The following is a 19,610-nucleotide window of genomic DNA, read 5'->3' as shown; positions in this document are numbered from 1 at the left end:
TTAGATGAGACCAGCATCTTTCAGTTCTAATTTTAAATATGCATAGAAAATTGGAGCTGCGATTAAACCGCCTAAGCCAAAAATTGATTCAAATACCAGCATTGCTAATAAAATCTCCCATGCATTTGCATTGATTTTATGTCCAATAATTTTAGCGTTAACAAAATATTCAAGTTTGTGAACGAGAACGAGATAAAGTAATGCTGTTCCTGCTAGTCCGAGGGAAACAGTAAGAGCGGCAATGAACGTTAATGTATTAGAAATAAGATTACCTAAAATTGGAATCAGTCCAAACATGAATGTCAAAATAGTTAAAGTTTTGGCAAAAGGAAGATGAACTCCCCAAAGCGGTAATAAAATAAAGGCGAATAAAATAAAGAGTAGCGTATTAATTGCTGAAATTTTTATTTGTGCAAAAACAACGTTTTTAAATGAAATTGATAATTTTTGAATACGTTGGATCAGAAGAGACTTAAAAACAGGCTGGGGAGTACGGCGGTGAAAACCGTGTATAGCGACCAAAATACCGATAATAAGGCCCATAACCATTGTTACAAAGTTATGTAAGATATCAGAACTTGTATTTTTTAATATGGTCACGTTATCTTTCATAAACGCGAAAATTTCGTCTTTTAATTCTGTCACGCTATCGGGAATATAACCCGGAAGATATTTACTAATTTCAGCTTGTAAATGCAGTAGCGTTTGATCGACTTTACTGTTGATATTATGGATGCCTACGCCTTTTAAATCATGGACGACAAAACTAATCAGACTCGTAATGAAAAAACCAATAAGTGAAATGGTGACAATACTTAATAAAATACTAATAAAGATGCGGGCTCTTTGACCATCAATATAACGTTCTACAACCGAGCTTAAGCTAATAATAATTTCATAAATAAGAAAGCCTGCAAAAAAACTTGCTAATAGATGTAATGGGATAACCGAAAGCAAAAAGATGCCCATAAGAATGTAGCTTGCAATCAGACTTGGACGATTATTCAAATTTTGCATGTTGATCCCTGAGATCGTGGGGAATATAGGAGAAAGAGCAAATGGACTAATTATTTATACTCTCGCAAGCTATTAGCTTCAATCGATGAGTTATATTTTTTCTGAAGAATAGAGGAGTTAGGTGCAAAAATGGCCTGTTCATCAACAAGCCATTCAGTAAATCATTTTAACGAATTTTTGCTTCATCCAAATGACGAGCACCTTCTAAAATCATTCGAATCATGATCATGGTCTGTTCAGCAAGTTCTGACCTTTGCTCAATAGGAAGGTCAATCGCTTTTGCGCCCATGTGAAACACAAGTTGTGTAATTGCTTTTGCAACAAGTTCTGGATGGTATAGATGATTGTTATTTAGGCGCTCTAATCGTATTAAATCTTCTTGTAGCTCTTGTTGAAAGAAGTTTAATTGACGTTCAACTGCGGCTTTATAAGAGGCAGAGCCTGTAAAACCTTCGCGTAATAATAAACTTAAGTTACCCTCATCGGCATCGAGCTGCTGAAGAAAAATATCGACAGAACTACGGATAATACTTTCTTGTAAGGATGCGCGTAGGCGAGCGTGGCGAATAATTTTACGTAAGACAATACCAGCTCGGTCAATTAAAGAAATTGCTAACTCATCAATATCTTTAAAATGTCGATAAAAACTATTTGGCGCAATACCAGCTTCTCTGGCTACCTCACGTAAGCTTAAAGAGGCAATACTTTTTTGTGGGCCAATTAGATTTAAAGCAGCTTGAAAAAGTTCTTCTTTAGTAATAGTCGCTTTTCTTCCCACAGAACGCGTAGCTGTTTTAATTTCAATGACATCTTGTTGTCGAGGTGTGTCATTCAGGTTCTGAGAAAGTGAAGATTGGGTCATGCTGTTCAATATATTTGTAAACTCTCAGGATTATAGCCTTAGAAGCTGAACTTGTGAAATTGTAATTAAAAGTACAGGTGTATATACAAATATATATACATGTGTATAATAATTAAAAAAGAGCGACAGAGCCCCAGCTATGCAAGTAATCGAAAAGAGAAATTCTCTATTCAATTCATTGACACAAGCCATATTTGATAGAGATACGGCTAACTTCTGGCTACAAAAAGTTAATCCTTTATGGTCTGTAAAACATGGGCTTGTTCAAATTGTAAAAAAAGAATTTGTCGCTCATGATATGGTAAGTCTTACACTAAAATGTAACCGTTTAGTGAAAGTAGGTGTTGCTGGTCAGCATCATCCTGTCATTGTTGAAATTGCTGGTCGTCGTTATGAACGTACTTATAGCTTGACGCAAATTGACGAACAACATTTACGTTTAACGATTAAAAAAGTTGCTGATGGCATCGTCAGTAATTGGTTTATGACTGAAAGCCAAATTGGCGATGTTTTTGAACTTGGTCAGCCTTATGGCGACATGCAACAAAATATTAAAACACCGAAATTAATTATGCTGGCTGCGGGTAGTGGTATTACCCCAATGTTGAGCTTAATCACTGCTATTAAGCAAAGCCAGCAGTTAGATAAAGTTCAAGTGCAGCTTTTATATTGGGTGAAGCAACGTTCAGATGCAGCTTTTATTGAATACTTTGAAAAAGTTGCACAGCAATTCCCAAATTTTAGTTATCAGGTTTTCTATACGCAAGAAACACCAAATGATGAACGTTTAAATGCAGAGCATTTAGCATTAGCAGACGATTTGGAAAATAGCACTATATATGCGTGTGGACCTTCTGGTTTCGTTTCAACAGTGGAACAGCTTTTTGAAAAAGCACCGACTGTATTAACAGAAGCTTTTAGCTTAACTCGCGATAGTACGGCTGAAGTTGGTTATGTAAATGTCACATTAACCCAGTCTAATAAGGTCATTGCAATTCCAAAAGGCGAATCAATTTTGGTGAGTCTGGAACATGAAGGCCTTAAGCCAACACATGGCTGTCGTATGGGGATTTGTAATAAGTGCGTTTGTAGTAAAGCTCAAGGCTCTACACGTAACTTACTCAACGGTAGTGAAAATACCGAACCAAGCCAATTACTCAAAATTTGTGTGAACTCAGCACAATCTGATCTAGTTATTGATCTTTAAGAGAGAACTTTTATGAATATGCCAGTGAAAGTCGAATATTTCAAAAATCCTAAAAATCGAGATTTGACACCAGCAGAACTTGACGCATTTGCAAAAGAACTCGATCAGATCAAACAAGAAGTATTGGATGATTTAGGTGAGAAAGATGCAAAATATATCCGCCGCGTCTATGCAGCAGTTCGCTACAGTAGTTTTTTAGGCCGAGCATGTTTATTTGCAGGTTGGTTCCCACCAGCTTGGGTTTTAGGAACAGGCTTATTAGGCTTTTCTAAAATTATGGAAAACATGGAACTCGGTCATAACGTTATGCACGGTCAATATGACTGGATGAACGATCCTAAATTTAATGGTCAAACTTATGAATGGGATACTGTCGGTACTTCTGATAACTGGCGCCAGACTCATAACTATAAACATCACACCTATACCAACATTAAAGGTATAGATGATGACATTGGTTATGGTTTGCTTCGCTTATTCCCAGAGCAACGTTGGAAGCCTGGTTTCTTGCTTCAACCCGTTTATAGCATTCCATTTTGCTTATTGTTCCAGTGGGGCGTAGCGATTCAGAACCTTGAAATTGGTCGTGTTCTCTACAAACGTAAGACCAAAGCAAAGTTTTTAGAAGAGTTAAAACCAGTAAATAAAAAGATTGCTACCCAACTCTTCAAAGATTACGTTTTTTTCCCATTAATTGCAGGTCCAGCCGCTTTACCTGTATTTACGGGAAATCTGGTTGCAAATGGTCTTCGTAATATTTGGACATTTACGATTATCTTCTGTGGTCACTTTACTAAAGATGCAGAAGTATTTCCAAAGTCTGTTTTACAAGATGAAAGCCGTGGTCACTGGTATATGCGCCAGATCCGTGGTTCTTCAAACTTAAAAGGTTCAGAAGCATTACATATCTTAAGCGGACATTTGAGTCATCAAATTGAACATCATTTATATCCTGATGTTCCAGCACGCCGTTATCGCCAAATGGCTCCAAAAGTTGAAGCTGTATGTAAAAAATATGGTCTGAACTATAACAACGCGAGTTTGACCAAACAATTTGGTCAGGTGGTTGGTCGTATCTTGAAATACGCCTTACCATTTAAAAAATAAATGAAAAAAGCCCTGATTAATTCAGGGCTTTTTATTACTTCTTTTTAGAAATCCACATGGTAATTGTAGCGTGGAATACTTTCTCTTTCTGAGAATCATAGACTTCTACATCCACTAAATATTCTCCAGCTTTATCCCAGTCATAATTTTTTTCTACAGGCGTTGCAACTGCAATTAAGTCTGTTTCTGCCTTTTTTAAATATTCAACAGTCATACCTTTGGGAATCCAGCGATGTGTGGAAGGCACAGTAACTTCTGTCATTGTGCCACCTGCAAGTTCAGCCATATTACACATCGCAATTGCATGAACTGTTCCAATATGGTTGAGGACAGAACGCTTTTTCTTAATCGCTATTTCGCAGTAATTCGGTTTTAAATCGATAAAGAGCGGTGAAATACTGCCGAAATAAGGTGCTTTTAAACATAGCATGCGTGAGAAAGTCCATTTTCCTTTAGGAAAAGCAGACACTTTGTTCCAAAGTTCTAAAGTAGTTGCCATGGTTTAAAGCTCCATATTAATAAAAACAGAATTTTGTTCTGTTAAAGAATATAATTCTGTTTACAAAAGCGAGTCAAGTCATTCAGAATATCTCCGATAACTGGTTGGAGAGTGAACGATGCAATCTGCACAAGAGCTATTAGAACGGCTATATCCGGGTAGAAGGGCTGCTTTAAAAAGACAGATCTTGTTAGATGCTTTGTCTTGTTTTTTGGAAAATGGAATTGAAACTACCAGTATTGAGATGATTCGTTCGAAATCTGACAGTAGTGTAGGGGCTATTTATCATCACTTTAAAAATAAAGAAGGAATTGTTGCGACTTTATTCTTTGCAGCTTTAGATGACCAAGCAGCACGAAGAGATGACTATCTGGAAGGCACAGAGTCCCTTCAAGACGTTTTATATGCTTTTATTCATAGTTACATTGATTGGGTAAGTGAACAGCCAGAGTTTGCTAAATTTTTAATATCTGCTCGTTTTAGTGTGATGCAAAGTGAAGACCAAGAGCGTCTTGTTCAGAAAAATAAATTAAGAAATCAAAAGATATTTAATGAAATTTCAAATTATGCTGAGGCTGAGTTCTTAAAAACTATACCTCATGAACTATTACTTTCATTAGTGATTGGATCTACAGAAAATTACTGCCGTGCATGGTTATCACAACGAGTTCATTCAAACCCTAAAGTTTATAAAGATATTTTGGCGAAAGCTGCTTGGGATTCTTTACAAAATTTGAATTAAATATCTTAATACGTACCTACAAAAAAGCCGCATATTTCATGCGGCTTTTTTTGCTGGAAAATAAATTATTTAAATTGAATTGAACCGTTTGCATTCACAATAATTTTTGACTCACCAGCCGCCATGTCTTGAGCCGGAGCTGCTTCAGCAGCAGCAGCAAATTTCGCCATGCTGGTACGCATTACAGGCTGTGGGAAATAGTTGTTCGTATTTAAATTTAAACTAACTAGCGTGTATTGGCTTTTATTCCATGCTTGAGTCAACATTTGAGCACGTTGTTGAAAGTTTTTAGAAGCTTCTACCATTAAATCATTTTCAACTTTTTTACGTTGTTCATCTGAAACTGTAAAATTAATTGATTGGGTTTGGAAGCTTTGTTGTAACTCACTAATTAACTGACTTGCAGCTTTAAAGTCTTTACTTTCAAGGCGAATTTCAGCGCGGCCACGCCATTCTTTTAGCTTATTACTATCGTTATCGTAAATTGGGTAAGTGCTTTGAGTGCCAGTTTCAACTTTTACTTGTGGGTATTTACGTGAAACGGCAAGCGCTTGATTCATCAGTTGATTAATTTGATTTGAAAGTTCGGCTGGTTGTTTGTTACTTTTTTCAATATATAAAGTTGCATGCATTTCATCATTAGAAACTTGGCGAGAAGCTTCAGCTTGTACATTTACAATATTATAGTTCAAAGCATTATCATCCTGAGCAAAAACCAAAGGGCTAAGGAGAGAACCTAAAAGAAGAGTTGAGATGGCTAAAGTACGCATAAATTTATCCTTTAAAAATTAATTAAATTTAATTTTTTTCATTAAGAAATGTTAAACATAAGTTATGCATAACTTTTGCAGATTTTGTGGCGTATTTGTAATATTTAGACCATTTTTTTAAATTTTGGTAAATATAAATTCTTATAAAAATAAAGACTTAAAATTAAAGTGTGTCAATGTAACTTAAAAAATCAAAGTAATATAAAAAAAGAATATTTTCTTTAGGTTGTCACATAGTATGATGATAATTCATCTTAACTATTGGGATGATACATTTTTTCAATAAGATTAGATGAGTAAAGTACATAAAAGACGTTTTTTTTCTTGTAAAATTAGGTATCATCGCGCTCCTAGTTACAAGATATAAAATAAGTGTCTTTACTAGTTCTATAAAGCACCGAGTCAAAGGACCCATCGTCACCAGACTTATTTCTTTCTACCCCTATCAGAGATGGTAATCCGATATGAGCGTTACTTCCGTTAACCCTGCCACTAATGCTACTAACGAATATTATTTGACTCGCCAAAGTCAAATGGAATCAAATGTTCGTAGCTATCCACGTAAATTACCGTTAGCGATAGCGAAAGCACAAGGATGCTGGGTTACTGATGTTGAAGGTACACAGTACCTTGATTGTTTAGCTGGGGCAGGTACATTGGCTTTAGGTCATAATCATCCTGCGGTGATTCAAAGTATTCAAGATACATTGGCAAGTGGTTTGCCATTGCATACTTTAGACTTAACCACACCTTTAAAAGATGCATTCACTGAAGCATTGTTAGCATATTTACCTGGTGGTAAAGAAGAATATTGCTTGCAGTTCTGTGGTCCTGCTGGTGCAGACGCAACTGAAGCAGCAATTAAACTTGCTAAGACTTACACTGGCCGTAGTTCAGTGATCAGTTTCTCTGGCGGTTATCATGGTATGACCCATGGTGCCCTTGCTATGACTGGTAATTTAAGTGCAAAAAATGCAGTTAACGGTTTAATGCCAGGCGTACAATTCATGCCATATCCGCATGAATACCGCTGCCCACTTGGTTTAGGTGGTGAAGCTGGTGTTGACGCTTTAACTTACTTCTTTGAAAACTTTATCGAAGATGTTGAAAGCGGTGTAACAAAACCGGCTGCTGTTATTCTTGAAGCGATTCAAGGTGAAGGCGGCGTAGTTACAGCTCCAGTAAAATGGTTGCAAAAAATCCGTGAAGTGACTGAAAAGCACAACATCGTTTTAATTTTAGATGAAGTTCAAGCTGGCTTTGCACGTTCAGGCAAAATGTTTGCATTTGAACATGCAGGTATTGAACCTGATGTTGTTGTAATGTCTAAAGCAGTAGGTGGTGGTTTACCACTTGCAGTATTAGGTATTAAACGTAAATTTGATGCTTGGCAGCCTGCAGGTCACACCGGTACTTTCCGTGGTAATCAACTTGCTATGGGTACAGGCCTTGTCGTATTAAAAACGATTACTGAACAAAATCTTGCTCAAAATGCGCAAGAACGTGGTGATTATCTACAAGCTGAATTTAAAAAATTGGCTCAAGAATTCCCATGTATCGGTAACGTGCGTGGTCGCGGTTTAATGATCGGTATTGAGATTGTTGACGAGCGTAAACAAGCTGATCGTATTGGTTCACTTCCTGCAGACTCTCAATTAGCTGCTGCAATTCAAACTGCTTGCTTCAACAATAAACTATTGCTTGAAAAAGGTGGTCGTAACGGTACTGTAATTCGTTTACTTTGCCCGCTTATCATCACTCAAGAAGAGTGTGTTGAAGTAGTTGCTCGCTTTAAGAAAGCAATTGCAGAAGCATTGGTTGCAGTACGAGGCGCATAAGTATGGTGGATTTTGCAGAACATCGTAAAGCGTTACTCTGCAATGATGCACAATCCATTGCTGACTATGAGTCAGCAATGGGCGAAGCGGTAAAAGCCGTTTCAGCATGGTTGCAAAATGAAAAGATGTACACAGGCGGTAGCATTAAAGAATTGCGTTCAGCGATTTCTTTCCAGCCTTCAAAAGAAGGTATGGGTGTACAAGAATCACTTCAACGTATGATTGAGCTTTTCTTAAATAAAAGCTTAAAAGTACATCACCCGCACTCATTGGCACATTTACATTGTCCAACAATGGTAATGAGCCAGATTGCGGAAGTACTTATCAATGCGACTAACCAGTCTATGGACTCATGGGATCAAAGCCCAGCCGGTTCATTAATGGAAGTTCAGCTCATTGATTGGTTACGCCAAAAAGTAGGTTATGGTTCTGGTCAGGCGGGTGTTTTCACCTCTGGCGGTACTCAATCTAACCTAATGGGTGTATTGCTTGCTCGTGACTGGTGCATTTCGAAAAACTGGAAAGACGAAAACGGTAACCCGTGGTCTGTACAGCGCGATGGTATTCCAGCTGAAGCAATGAAAAACGTCAAAGTCATTTGTTCTGAAAATGCGCATTTTTCTGTACAAAAGAACATGGCAATGATGGGCATGGGCTTCCAGTCAGTTGTTACTGTTCCTGTGAATGAAAATGCACAGATGGATGTAGATGCTCTCGAAAAAACGATGGCGCATTTGCAGTCAGAAGGTAAAGTAGTGGCTTGTGTCGTTGCGACAGCAGGTACAACTGATGCTGGTGCAATTGATCCATTGAAAAAAATCCGTGAAATTACCAATAAATATGGTTCATGGATGCATATCGATGCGGCATGGGGCGGTGCATTAATTCTGTCAAATGACTATCGTGCAATGCTTGATGGTATTGAATTGTCTGACTCGATTACCCTCGACTTCCATAAGCATTACTTCCAAAGCATTAGCTGTGGTGCGTTTTTGTTGAAAGATGAAGCGAACTATCGCTTTATGCACTACGAAGCTGAATATTTGAACTCTGCTTATGACGAAGAACATGGTGTACCAAACCTTGTTTCTAAGTCATTACAAACGACTCGTCGTTTTGATGCATTGAAATTGTGGATGACAATTGAATCACTTGGTGAAAACCTATATGGTTCAATGATTGACCATGGTGTAAAACTTACTCGTGAAGTTGCAGATTACATCAAGGCAACGACAGGCTTAGAGCTTTTAGTTGAGCCACAATTTGCTTCTGTATTGTTCCGTGTTGTACCACAAGGCTATCCAGCTGAGTTGATCGATAGCTTAAACCAAAACGTAGCGGACGAATTGTTTGCTCGTGGTGAAGCAAATATCGGTGTAACAAAAGTTGGTAATGTACAGTCATTGAAAATGACAACATTAAGCCCTGTTGTGACATTCGAAAATGTTAAAAACCTTTTAGGTCAAGTATTGGCTGAAGCTGACCGCATTAAAGATGCGATTGCTTCTGGTAACTATGTACCACCAATCGACTAATTGAGTTGATACCAAAAAAGCCCGGTTTATTACCGGGCTTTTTTATTACATATTATTTTTATTAAAAGTGTGTATCAAGAGAGAGATGTATGCACAAAACATGCATATTTTTAAAAAACAAAAATAATTATGCATGATTTATGGGGAGCAAATTTCTTATTGTATTGGTATGTTCCCGATATTTTTGGTCGCATTGATATATCAATATCGTACTTACTTTAAATAATCCCAGTTTAACTGAAAAAAGTAAGTGGCTGTAATTACAATTAAGACAAGGAAGAAGAAATGCAACAAGCGAATATGCTGAATGAATTTAAACTTATTATTGGCGGTCAACTTTGTTCAGGTGAACAAGGTAAACTAGAAATTATTAACCCTGCTACAGGTTTAACAGCTGCGCGTTGTTCAAAAGCATCGGTTGAGCAAGTGAATCAAGCAGTGAGTGCGGCTAAACAGGCATCTAAAGTATGGCAAATGGTGTCGCACGATGAACGTAAATCAATTTTAAACAAGATTGCGGATGGTATTGAAAAGCACGCCGAAATGCTCGCTGAACTTGTTGTGCTTGAGCAAGGTAAACCACTTGCACTCGCGCAAATGGAAGTGCAGGGCGCAATTGGCTGGACTCGTTATGCAGCTGCTATGGATTTACCTGTTGAAATTATCGAAGACAGCGAAGCTAAGCGTATTGAGCGTCATCGTCAGCCATTAGGGGTAGTCGCTTCAATTACTCCATGGAACTGGCCACTCATGATTGCGGTCTGGCATATCATGCCTGCATTACGTGCCGGTAACGTTGTCATTAGCAAACCTTCTGAATACACACCACTATCAACTTTGCGTTTATGTGAAATCATTCAGCAAGAAGTTCCCGCTGGTGTTATTTCAATTGTGGTAGGTGCTGGTGAGATTGGCGAAGCATTATCTTCCCACCCAGATGTACAAAAAGTTGTATTTACCGGTTCAACTCGAACTGGACAGCACATTATGACGGGTGCAGCTCAACAGCTAAAACATTTAACTTTAGAGCTCGGTGGTAATGATGCGGGTATTGTATTACCTGATGCAAATATAGAGGAAATTGCAGCTAAGATTTTCAATACTGCGTTCTTAAATGCGGGTCAAACGTGTGCTGCGTTAAAACGTTTATATGTGCATGAAAGCCAATATGAGGCTTTATCTCAGAAGTTAGCTGACATTGCCAATGCTCAAATTGTGGGTGATGGAATGGAGTCTTCTACAACATTTGGCCCATTACAAAACCAAATGCAATATAACAAGGTGAAAGCTCTTATTGCAGAAGCGATTGAACAGGGTGCAAAAGCACTTTCTGGTCAACAGCAATTACCAGAGCAGGGCTACTTTATTGCGCCAACTATTTTGACTGAAGTTCCTGAATCTTGCCGTGTAGTGCAAGAAGAGCAATTTGGTCCAGTGTTACCTGTCTTAAAATATACAGATATCAACGATGCAATTGCACGTGCCAATGATAGTGAGTTTGGTTTAGGCGGATCAATTTGGTCTTCTGACATTAAAGCTGCTCAAGTTTATGCTACTCAGCTTCAATGCGGTACGGTTTGGGTCAATACGCATGCAGAAGTTCTACCTCATGCACCTTTTGGTGGCTGGAAAATGTCAGGCTTAGGTGCTGAGTTTGGTTTGGAAGGTTTGCTTGAAAATACGATTGGTCAAACGCTACATATTAGTAAAGTCTAAATATTAATTTTAAGGCGGATAATAGATCCGCCTTTTTATTCTAAATTATTTTATTAAAAGCCTAACTTGCTTAAGTCGTGTGATGGTAGCCGTGACTTTTAGGTTTAATCAAAAAATGATTCTGTTCTTTGATTTTTTTGAGAACAATGTAAGACTTTATGTGACCAATAAAATTATAAGAAAGCAATCTTTCAGTCACAAATTGAGAAAGCTGTTCTAAGTTTTCTGCAACGACTTTTAAAATAAAATCTGCATCGCCACTAATTGAAAATGCATCTTGAATATTGTCTTCTGCTTCAATTAACTCTTGGAAAGCCTGCTGCGATTTTGCTTCGTGTGTTCTTAAATTAATATGAATCATCGCTGTGACTTCCAGTCCTAGCGCTTGTTGCTGAATACGAGCAGAGTAACCTAAAATTATGCCTTTTTGCTCAAGTAGCTGTCTTCTTCGAGAACATTGGGAAGCAGATAAACCGATTAAATCTCCAACTTCCTGATTGGTGAGTCGTCCATTCTTTTGTAATGCCTGAATGATTTGCCAGTCGAACTTATCCATTGCATAAAATCCTTTTATGATACACAAATCATGTATTTTTATTAAAATGCGTTTTCATTATGCACGAAATCTAAAAGGTAGATGAAATATTATTTTTCTATGGAATAAAAATTGGTCTCAAAGGATATAGAGCAATGTTCATAGAAATCGGTGACTTTTTAAATCTTCGTCTAAAACAAATGGGTATCCAACATCTCTTTGGTGTACCTGGTGATTTTAACCTCTCATATCTAGAACAAGTTGAAGCAGATCCAGAACTCGAATTTATTGGAAATTGTAATGAATTAAATGCTGCCTATGCAGCAGATGGTTATGCACGAATTAACGGTTTTTCTGCCTTGGCAACCACTTACGGTGTAGGTGATTTAAGCGCGATTAACGGCATTGCAGGTGCCTATGCAGAAAATGTACCTCTTATTCATATTTCAGGTATTCCGCCTTTACATGCAGTTCAAAAGGGCACTTTGATCCACCATACGTTGGTTGATGGCAACTACGACAATATTATGAACTGCATGAAGGAGTTCACTGTTGCTCAAACACGTTTGACTCCTGCAAATGCAGCCTTTGAAATTGACCGTGTATTACGTCAGTGTTTCCTTGAACGTCGTCCTGTACATATTCAATTAGCAGGTGATATTACTCACGTTAAAATTGAAGTAAGTGAGCGTCCGCTCGATTTAAGCTATCCAGCTGTTGAACCAGATTTATTAAACAGCGTCGTCAATAAACTTTGCGACATTTTGAACAATGCAAAAAGCCCAGCACTTCTGATTGATAATGAAGCTTCAGTTTTTGGTGTAACTTCTCTTCTTAATGATTTATCTCAAAAGTGCTCTATTCCATTTGCTGGTATGAATACTGCAAAAAATATTATGGATGAAGGCTCGCCGCGTTACATTGGCACTTATGTGGGTGGGGCAAGTCAGCCGCATGTTAAAAATATAATTGAGCAGTCTGACTGCCTAATTGGTATTGGCGCACGTTTTACAGATGTAGGTTCGGCTGTATTTACTCATCAAATTGCGACTAAGAACTATATTGAAATTAAATCTTATGGTCTGAACATTTTTGGTCAGGACTTCCCTGGCATAGAGATTGGGCAATTACTTGTTGAGTTAAATAAAAAAGTTGAGCCACGTAAAGCGACCAAACCTGTTCTTGAACAACAGCCACAAAAAGCCTTTGAGGCACCAGCACAACAAAAGCTAAGCCAAGATGTACTTTGGAACTATATTGCAGGTTTCTTAAAAGAAGACGATGTAATTATTGGAGAAGTGGGAACTTCAAACTCAGCTTTGTCTGGTTTAAAACTTCCTGCCACAGCTAAATATATTGCTCAGCCACTTTGGGGTTCAATTGGTTATACCTTGCCAGCTTTACTTGGCAGTTTGCTTGCAGCTCCTGAGCGCCGCCAAATTCTATTTATTGGTGATGGTTCATTCCAGCTTACGGTACAAGAGCTCTCTACAATTATTCGTCACGGTTTAAAACCCATTATTTTCTTGCTGAACAATGGCGGTTACACCATTGAGCGATTAATCATGGGCGAAAACGCTGCCTATAATGATGTACAAAACTGGAAATATACTGATATTCCAGCTGTCTTTAACGGTAAAAAAGGTCATACCACCTATGTGGTTGAAACTGCCGGACAGCTTAGGAGTGTTTTAGATAATATTCATCAAAATGATCAATTAACTTTTATTGAATTAAAACTACCAGCAATGGATGCACCGGTGAGTTTGAAAAAATTTGCCTCAGTCATTGCGCGTTTTGACTACGGTGATCGCGGTTATGAAATTTTAAAGGAGCGTTCCCAGCCTATTAAATGTAAGGATGCAAGCTCGTTTTAAATAGAAGACAGGACAAGTCTTCTCAAAAATTAAATGGACTCATATTAAAGCAAACTTATGTCCGAAGGTCGTTTCTGGCCTTCGGATATGGTGCTGAATAAAGGTGTACAGGAAGTGACACCAACATTGGAGATAACGTTATGGATGCAAATAATAAGCACGAGTTAAAACAAGGCTTATCCAATCGGCATATTCAACTCATCGCACTCGGAGGCGCGATCGGAACAGGGTTGTTTTTAGGTCTTTCTCAAACGATTAAACTGGCAGGTCCTTCAATTTTATTAGGATATGCAATTGCTGGAATTATCGCTTTTTTAATTATGCGTCATTTAGGTGAAATGGTTGTTGAAGAACCTGTAAGTGGTTCATTTAGTTATTTTGCCAATAAGTACTGGGGCAAAATGGCTGGTTTTATGTCTGGCTGGAACTATTGGGTGTTATATGTACTGGTGAGCATGGCTGAACTCAGTGCAATTGGAACCTTCATTCAGTTTTGGTGGCCTGAAATTCCCACTTGGCTGACTGCTTTATTTTTCTTTATTTTAATTAACGGCATTAACTTGGTGAATGTCCGCTTTTTTGGGGAATCCGAATTCTTATTTTCCTGCATTAAGATTGTTGCAATTTTAAGCATGATTGGTTTTGGTACTTATCTCTTATTTACAGGCTCTGCTGGCCCACAAGCAGGTATTGCAAATTTATGGCAACACGGTGGTTTCTTCCCACACGGGATTCATGGTTTTGTCATGGCTTTGGCTGTCATTATGTTTGCATTTGGTGGTTTAGAGTTAATTGGTATTGCTGCGGCTGAAACTAAAAAACCTGAAACAACCATTCCAAAAGCAGTGAACCAGATTGTTTATCGTATTTTAATTTTCTATATCGGTGCGATTGGAATCTTACTGTGCCTTTACCCTTGGAATATGGTTGCAGAAGGCGGTAGTCCATTTGTAATGATTTTCCAGTCATTAAATAGTAATGGCGTTGCGAACGTTTTAAACTTTGTGGTTTTGATTGCTGCTATTTCGGTTTATAACAGTTGCATTTATTGTAATAGCCGTATGTTGCATGGTTTAGCAGAGCAGGGTAATGCTCCGGCAATTTTGAAAAAAGTAAACAGCCGTGGTATTCCAGTTCCAGCCGCAGTTCTTTCTGCATCAATCACAGCAATATGTGTGGTCGTAAATTACCTCATTCCTGGCCAAGCTTTTCAGCTCTTTATGATGCTCGTTGTGGCTGCACTTGTCATTAACTGGCTTATGATTTCAGTGACTCATTTGAAATTTACTAAAGCAATGAAACTGCAAAAACATCAAACCAAATTTAAAAGTATTCTTAGCCCATGGAGTAATTATTTAACCATTAGCTTTGTATGCTTTATTCTTATCATTATGGCAATGACGCCAGATATGAGATTGGCTGTTATTTTAGGCCCAATTTGGCTCGCTTTTTTAGCACTGATGTATTTCTTAAAATATCGTAAAAAAATGGTAGTGATGCCAGAAGTACAATCGAATTAATTCACTAAATTTACAATGATATTGCGGTTACCTGACTTAAAGTAGGTAACCGTTTATCTTTTGTCATATTATTTTCATGTTACAAAGAAATTATTATTTCTTACCATATTTAATAAAAATTTTAGTCATAAAATTATTATTATTCGTAAAAGTAAAAATAGAGTTAAATAATAGATTTTTAAAATGTTTATAATATATTTTGGTTTTATATTTTATGAATTATTAAATTCTATATTTTTAATCAGTGTCATAATACAGACTAATATATAGGGTAAAATACCCGCTCGCGTTGAATTAAATATTTGATAATAGATAAAAAATAGTAATCAGATAATTAACAATATCGAAATCATTAAAGCGTCATCATACTGTAACTTAATTGTCATATTTTCTATTCACAATGCAGCTATCGAAGAGCGTACAAGCACTCAACAAAAAGTGACGTACAACCTATTGCATTAATGAGAGAGAACAGAATGCGCTTAAATCCACGTCAAATCGCAATTGCGTTAGCAGTAACTGGGGCAGCTGTAACAACGACTGCAAATGCAGCTCGTGATACGATTCAAATTGCTGGTTCTTCAACTGTACTACCATTTGCCAGCGTTGTAGCTGAAGAGTTCGGTAATACATTCCCTCAATTTAAAACTCCTGTAGTTGGTTCTGGCGGTTCTTCTGCTGGTTTAAAACAATTCTGTCAAGGTGTGGGTGACAACACTATCGACGTTGCTAACTCTTCTCGTAAAATTAAAAGCACTGAAATTGAAGCTTGTAACAAAGCTGGTGTAAAACAAATTCAAGAAATTAAAATTGGTTATGACGGTATTGTATTTGCGTCTAGCTCAAACAAAGCAGCTTATAAATTAAAACCTTACCATGTATTTGCAGCTTTATCTGCACAACTACCTTCAAAAGGTAAGTTGGTTCCAAACCCATACACAAATTGGAACCAGATTGATAAATCACTTCCAAATGAACCAATTACACTTGTTATTCCTGCTTCTAACCACGGTACACGTGAAGTTTTCCAAGAGAAAATGGTCGAAGCTGGTTGCGAATCGTATGAATACTTCAAGAGCCTAGATAAAGATGCTCAGAAGAAAGCATGTTCTACTTTCCGTAAAGATGGCCGCGTAATTGAAATTGCTGGTGACTACACAGAAACATTGGCCCGCTTAAAGACCTCTCCAAGTGCAGTGGGCGTGTTTGGTCTAAGTTTCTATGATATGAACCGTGACAAGTTACGTGTAGCAACAGTAAACAATGTTGTTCCTTCTGAGAAAACAGTTTTGAACGGTACATATCCTGTGTCTCGTCCATTGTTCTTCTACGTGAAAGGCGAGCATTTAAAATCAGTTAAAGGCTTACCGCAATATGTAGAATATTTCGTAAGCAAAAAAGCAACAGGTAAAGGTTCTAAAGCTGAACGTGATGGCTTAATCGCAATGTCTGATGCTGAACGTGCAAAAGTATTGGCTGACTTTAAAGCAGGTAAAACTGTTAAATAAGTTAGTTTGAATAGGGGCTGGTGATCTTGAGAGTTCATCAGCCTTTTTGTCTAACTTGTTTTTCCAAATTATGACAATTGAGAAAACAGTGGAGAGTACATGAATCTGCTACTTATCGGTGTGTTGTTAGCCCTTGTGGCAATCGCATATCAACTTGGGCTGAGAAAGAGCCGTAGCCTAGCAGGTAAGGGAAGCAACTCGGCGACGTTACATTCTCGTCCTGGTTATTATGGTGCACTGGTTGGGCTTTGGTGCGGTATCCCTGCTTTTTTAATTTTGATCATTTGGAGCTTGGTTGAACCAAGTGTTTTAAACCATATTATTTTTAATAATATTCCCGCGACCGTAAGTGCTTCACTTGATGAAGCTGGCAGAAGTGTATTAGTTGATCGTGTTCAAGCGATTGCTTCTGGTTTTGGGGTGAGTGATAAACCGGCAGCCTATGAGTTAGCTGCTGCTCAACAGTTCGCAAAATTTCAAACCATTGGCTCTTTTGCCAAATTTGCTGTTGTCGTTTGTGCAGCTTTATTGGGTTTGGTTTGGGCGAAGAAAAAAATTAATCAACAATATCGTGCGCGTAACCAAGTTGAACGTGCCATTAATGTTGCTTTGATTTTATGTTCTGGTGTTGCGATTTTGACAACCATCGGTATTGTGATGTCGATGTTTGGCGAAGCAATGCACTTTTTCCGTTTTGTAAGTCCGCTTGATTTCTTCTTCGGGACAGAGTGGAACCCAGGCTTTAGTACTTCAGGTAATGTTGAAGGCAGTTATGGTTTACTGCCATTACTTTGGGGCACGCTCATGGTCAGCGGCATTGCTTTATTAGTTGCCGTACCCATTGGATTAATGATTGCTATTTATTTAGCTGAATATGCTTCTCCTTGGTTACGCTCATGGGCAAAACCAGCAATTGAAGTTTTAGCCGGTATTCCAACAATCGTTTATGGTGTTTTTGCCATGATGGTTATTGGGCCATTTTTCAAGGCAGCTGGTGCTTACGTTGGCCTTGAAATTAACGCGACCAGTGCTTTGACTGCTGGTTTCGTAATGGGGATTATGATTATTCCGTTTGTTTCTTCTTTATCAGACGACATTATTACCCAAGTACCTCGTGCTTTACGTGATGGTTCTTTAGGACTTGGAGCAACTAAGTCTGAAACAATTCGTCAAGTCGTTTTACCTGCTGCATTACCAGGTATTACGGGCGCATTTTTACTAGCTGTCTCTCGCGCCGTAGGGGAAACCATGATCGTGGTTTTGGCCGCAGGGAACAGCCCACTTTTACATGCAAATCCATTTGAAGCTGTTTCGACAGTGACCGTTACGATCGTAAAACAGTTAACTGGTGATACTGACTTTGCCAGCCCACAAGCTTTGGTTGCATTCGCGTTAGGTCTAACACTATTTGTGATTACCTTATGCTTAAACATTGTTGCACTGTACATTGTGCGTAAATACCGTGAGCAATACGAATGAGTACATCAAATACATCATCTCCTATGGATCAGAACGTATTTGATCCAAAAGCTGCTGCTGAATCACGTGAACGACGTAAACAGGTCATCGAAAAATCTTTGGCTAAGCGTCATCGTAAAGAAAAAGCTTTTCGTTATGCTGGTTTCTCGGCAGTCGTAATTGGACTTGCATTCGTTGCACTATTGTTTAGCAGTATTTTGGCAAAAGGTTTACCTGCTTTTTGGCAAACCAGCATGAATATTCCAATTTACTTTGATCCGAAAGTGATTGATGCAGGTCCGGTACCTGTTCGTGGGCAGGGGGAAACACCTGCACATTATCAAGAGCGCTATATCGATTGGCAAACCAAAATGGGTATGGTGGATTGGGACGGCATTATTGTAAATGGAATGATTGCTAAAGACCCTGCACTTGCTGACCAACGTGATTACTTAAGCAGTCTTTATGCGAGCTCAGAAGCTTATCGTTTACGTGATATGGTTTTTGCGGACCCATCATTAATTGGTAAGAAAGAAAATCTTAATTTCTTGGGCGATGCCAATGTTGATGTCTGGTTAAAAGGTAATATTGACCGTTCATTGCCAGATGAGCAACAGCAACTTGGACCTGAAGTGCGTAAACTTGCAGACGAGCTAAAAGCAAAAGGTGTTCTTGAAAGTACATTTAATATGAACTTATTTAAGAACCCAGACTCTCGTAGTTCACCAGCAATTAGTGGTCTTGCGGGTGCGTTTATGGGCTCGTTGTTTATGATGCTAATTGTGATCATTATTGCAATTCCGATTGGTGTTGCCAGCGCAATCTATCTTGAAGAATTTGCTCCAAAAAATATTCTTACAGACATTATTGAAGTCAATATCAATAACCTTGCTGCTGTTCCTTCAATTGTGTTTGGTTTACTCGGTGCGGCGATTTTTATTGGTTGGATGCATTTGCCTCTATCTGCTCCACTGGTAGGTGGTTTAGTGTTGAGTTTAATGACGCTACCGACAGTCATTATTACCACTCGTGCTTCATTAAAAGCAGTACCACCTTCTATTCGACAAGCTGCACTTGGTTTGGGTGCTTCTAAATTTCAGACCATTTTCCACCACGTTTTACCATTAGCTTTGCCAGGCATTATGACCGGCGCAATTATTGGCGTTGCTCATGCACTTGGTGAAACTGCACCTTTACTTTTAATTGGAATGAGTGCATTCGTTGCAAGTATTCCTACAACTCCATTTGATCAAGCAACCGCTTTACCTGTCCAAGTTTACTTATGGCAAGGTAATGAGTTGCGTAACTTCTTCGAAGGCCGTACTGCCGCTGCGATTATCGTACTCCTTGCATTAATGATTGGTTTAAACAGTCTTGCAATTTGGTTACGTAAAAAGTTCGAAGTGCGTTGGTAATAGA

At 38.3% G+C, this 19,610-nt stretch carries 16 protein-coding genes; 11 read left to right on the top strand and 5 right to left on the bottom strand.

All coding sequences use genetic code 11. The features are described from left to right. Nucleotides 1-1,017 (bottom strand): AI-2E family transporter, encoded by a 1,017-nt coding sequence (locus tag MSG66_RS14580; protein ID WP_133972338.1) that lies wholly within the window; start codon nt 1,015-1,017, stop codon nt 1-3. A 166-nt stretch (nt 1,018-1,183) separates the two neighbouring features. Continuing rightward, nucleotides 1,184-1,879, bottom strand: coding sequence for an HTH-type transcriptional repressor FabR (gene fabR / locus MSG66_RS14575; protein ID WP_003650423.1), 696 nt, complete (start codon nt 1,877-1,879; stop codon nt 1,184-1,186). Nucleotides 1,880-2,018: 139 nt separating this feature from the next. On the opposite strand from fabR, the gene MSG66_RS14570 reads away from it, so the two are divergent. Then, on the top strand, nt 2,019-3,086 hold the full coding sequence (locus MSG66_RS14570; protein ID WP_133972340.1) for a ferredoxin reductase: 1,068 nt from the start codon (nt 2,019-2,021) through the stop codon (nt 3,084-3,086). Between the two features lie 12 nt (nt 3,087-3,098). Next, a complete protein-coding gene (locus tag MSG66_RS14565) occupies nt 3,099-4,193 on the top strand; it encodes a fatty acid desaturase family protein (RefSeq protein WP_042898060.1) in 1,095 nt (364 codons plus the stop codon). A gap of 34 nt (nt 4,194-4,227) precedes the next feature. Here the strand turns inward: MSG66_RS14565 and MSG66_RS14560 are convergent, their stop codons facing one another. Then, on the bottom strand, nt 4,228-4,692 hold the full coding sequence (locus MSG66_RS14560; RefSeq protein ID WP_324654470.1) for a hotdog fold domain-containing protein: 465 nt from the start codon (nt 4,690-4,692) through the stop codon (nt 4,228-4,230). Between the two features lie 118 nt (nt 4,693-4,810). Here MSG66_RS14560 and MSG66_RS14555 point away from each other — a divergent pair, with 118 nt between their 5' ends. Further along, entirely contained in the window at nt 4,811-5,434 is a 624-nt protein-coding gene (locus tag MSG66_RS14555; RefSeq protein WP_324654469.1) for a TetR/AcrR family transcriptional regulator, read from the top strand. 65 nt (nt 5,435-5,499) lie between these two features. Here MSG66_RS14555 and MSG66_RS14550 read toward each other — a convergent pair whose 3' ends face one another. Further along, nucleotides 5,500-6,204: an SIMPL domain-containing protein gene (locus MSG66_RS14550; protein WP_324654468.1), complete on the bottom strand. Its 705-nt coding sequence runs from the start codon at nt 6,202-6,204 to the stop codon at nt 5,500-5,502. 464 nt (nt 6,205-6,668) lie between these two features. Between MSG66_RS14550 and MSG66_RS14545 the strand changes: the two genes are divergently transcribed. From MSG66_RS14545 to MSG66_RS14535, 3 genes are all read left to right on the top strand, one after another. Next, nucleotides 6,669-8,042 carry a diaminobutyrate--2-oxoglutarate transaminase gene (locus MSG66_RS14545; protein WP_133972349.1) on the top strand — a complete coding sequence of 458 codons (1,374 nt, stop codon included), beginning with the start codon at nt 6,669-6,671 and terminating at the stop codon, nt 8,040-8,042. 2 nt (nt 8,043-8,044) lie between these two features. After that, the gene (locus MSG66_RS14540) at nt 8,045-9,577 is read left to right on the top strand and encodes an aspartate aminotransferase family protein (RefSeq protein ID WP_324654467.1); all 1,533 of its coding nucleotides are present in this window, start codon (nt 8,045-8,047) and stop codon (nt 9,575-9,577) included. Between the two features lie 285 nt (nt 9,578-9,862). Continuing rightward, nucleotides 9,863-11,293: an aldehyde dehydrogenase family protein gene (locus MSG66_RS14535; RefSeq protein ID WP_324654466.1), complete on the top strand. Its 1,431-nt coding sequence runs from the start codon at nt 9,863-9,865 to the stop codon at nt 11,291-11,293. 70 nt (nt 11,294-11,363) lie between these two features. Here the strand turns inward: MSG66_RS14535 and MSG66_RS14530 are convergent, their stop codons facing one another. Next, nucleotides 11,364-11,849, bottom strand: coding sequence for an Lrp/AsnC family transcriptional regulator (locus MSG66_RS14530; protein WP_324654465.1), 486 nt, complete (start codon nt 11,847-11,849; stop codon nt 11,364-11,366). Between the two features lie 134 nt (nt 11,850-11,983). On the opposite strand from MSG66_RS14530, the gene MSG66_RS14525 reads away from it, so the two are divergent. The 5 genes from MSG66_RS14525 (at nt 11,984) to pstA (ending at nt 19,606) form a co-directional block, all read left to right on the top strand. Continuing rightward, on the top strand, nt 11,984-13,705 hold the full coding sequence (locus tag MSG66_RS14525; RefSeq protein WP_324654464.1) for an alpha-keto acid decarboxylase family protein: 1,722 nt from the start codon (nt 11,984-11,986) through the stop codon (nt 13,703-13,705). A gap of 140 nt (nt 13,706-13,845) precedes the next feature. Then, nucleotides 13,846-15,225 carry an amino acid permease gene (locus tag MSG66_RS14520; RefSeq protein ID WP_262472667.1) on the top strand — a complete coding sequence of 460 codons (1,380 nt, stop codon included), beginning with the start codon at nt 13,846-13,848 and terminating at the stop codon, nt 15,223-15,225. A gap of 476 nt (nt 15,226-15,701) precedes the next feature. After that, nucleotides 15,702-16,733: a substrate-binding domain-containing protein gene (locus MSG66_RS14515; protein ID WP_133972358.1), complete on the top strand. Its 1,032-nt coding sequence runs from the start codon at nt 15,702-15,704 to the stop codon at nt 16,731-16,733. Nucleotides 16,734-16,832: 99 nt separating this feature from the next. Next, nucleotides 16,833-18,212 carry a phosphate ABC transporter permease subunit PstC gene (gene pstC, locus MSG66_RS14510; protein ID WP_133972360.1) on the top strand — a complete coding sequence of 460 codons (1,380 nt, stop codon included), beginning with the start codon at nt 16,833-16,835 and terminating at the stop codon, nt 18,210-18,212. Next, nucleotides 18,209-19,606: a phosphate ABC transporter permease PstA gene (gene pstA / locus MSG66_RS14505; protein WP_324654463.1), complete on the top strand. Its 1,398-nt coding sequence runs from the start codon at nt 18,209-18,211 to the stop codon at nt 19,604-19,606. Before pstC ends, pstA begins: the two co-directional genes overlap by 4 nt. Nucleotides 19,607-19,610: the final 4 nt, after the last annotated feature.

Origin of the sequence: Acinetobacter sp. IK31 (genome assembly GCF_035615195.1) — a bacterium.
GTDB lineage: Bacteria > Pseudomonadota > Gammaproteobacteria > Pseudomonadales > Moraxellaceae > Acinetobacter > Acinetobacter calcoaceticus_C.
The sequence above is the reverse complement of the archived record's forward strand: the minus strand, read 5'-3'. Positions and strand labels throughout refer to the sequence as shown.

What these genes read in the sequence shown, in the direction of transcription:
- MSG66_RS14580 (WP_133972338.1), bottom strand. Translation starts at nt 1,017, where the DNA reads ATGCAAAATTTGAATAATCGTCCAAGTCTGATTGCAAGCTACATTCTT.
- fabR (WP_003650423.1), bottom strand. Translation starts at nt 1,879, where the DNA reads ATGACCCAATCTTCACTTTCTCAGAACCTGAATGACACACCTCGACAA.
- MSG66_RS14570 (WP_133972340.1), top strand. Translation starts at nt 2,019, where the DNA reads ATGCAAGTAATCGAAAAGAGAAATTCTCTATTCAATTCATTGACACAA.
- MSG66_RS14565 (WP_042898060.1), top strand. Translation starts at nt 3,099, where the DNA reads ATGAATATGCCAGTGAAAGTCGAATATTTCAAAAATCCTAAAAATCGA.
- MSG66_RS14560 (WP_324654470.1), bottom strand. Translation starts at nt 4,692, where the DNA reads ATGGCAACTACTTTAGAACTTTGGAACAAAGTGTCTGCTTTTCCTAAA.
- MSG66_RS14555 (WP_324654469.1), top strand. Translation starts at nt 4,811, where the DNA reads ATGCAATCTGCACAAGAGCTATTAGAACGGCTATATCCGGGTAGAAGG.
- MSG66_RS14550 (WP_324654468.1), bottom strand. Translation starts at nt 6,204, where the DNA reads ATGCGTACTTTAGCCATCTCAACTCTTCTTTTAGGTTCTCTCCTTAGC.
- MSG66_RS14545 (WP_133972349.1), top strand. Translation starts at nt 6,669, where the DNA reads ATGAGCGTTACTTCCGTTAACCCTGCCACTAATGCTACTAACGAATAT.
- MSG66_RS14540 (WP_324654467.1), top strand. Translation starts at nt 8,045, where the DNA reads ATGGTGGATTTTGCAGAACATCGTAAAGCGTTACTCTGCAATGATGCA.
- MSG66_RS14535 (WP_324654466.1), top strand. Translation starts at nt 9,863, where the DNA reads ATGCAACAAGCGAATATGCTGAATGAATTTAAACTTATTATTGGCGGT.
- MSG66_RS14530 (WP_324654465.1), bottom strand. Translation starts at nt 11,849, where the DNA reads ATGGATAAGTTCGACTGGCAAATCATTCAGGCATTACAAAAGAATGGA.
- MSG66_RS14525 (WP_324654464.1), top strand. Translation starts at nt 11,984, where the DNA reads ATGTTCATAGAAATCGGTGACTTTTTAAATCTTCGTCTAAAACAAATG.
- MSG66_RS14520 (WP_262472667.1), top strand. Translation starts at nt 13,846, where the DNA reads ATGGATGCAAATAATAAGCACGAGTTAAAACAAGGCTTATCCAATCGG.
- MSG66_RS14515 (WP_133972358.1), top strand. Translation starts at nt 15,702, where the DNA reads ATGCGCTTAAATCCACGTCAAATCGCAATTGCGTTAGCAGTAACTGGG.
- pstC (WP_133972360.1), top strand. Translation starts at nt 16,833, where the DNA reads ATGAATCTGCTACTTATCGGTGTGTTGTTAGCCCTTGTGGCAATCGCA.
- pstA (WP_324654463.1), top strand. Translation starts at nt 18,209, where the DNA reads ATGAGTACATCAAATACATCATCTCCTATGGATCAGAACGTATTTGAT.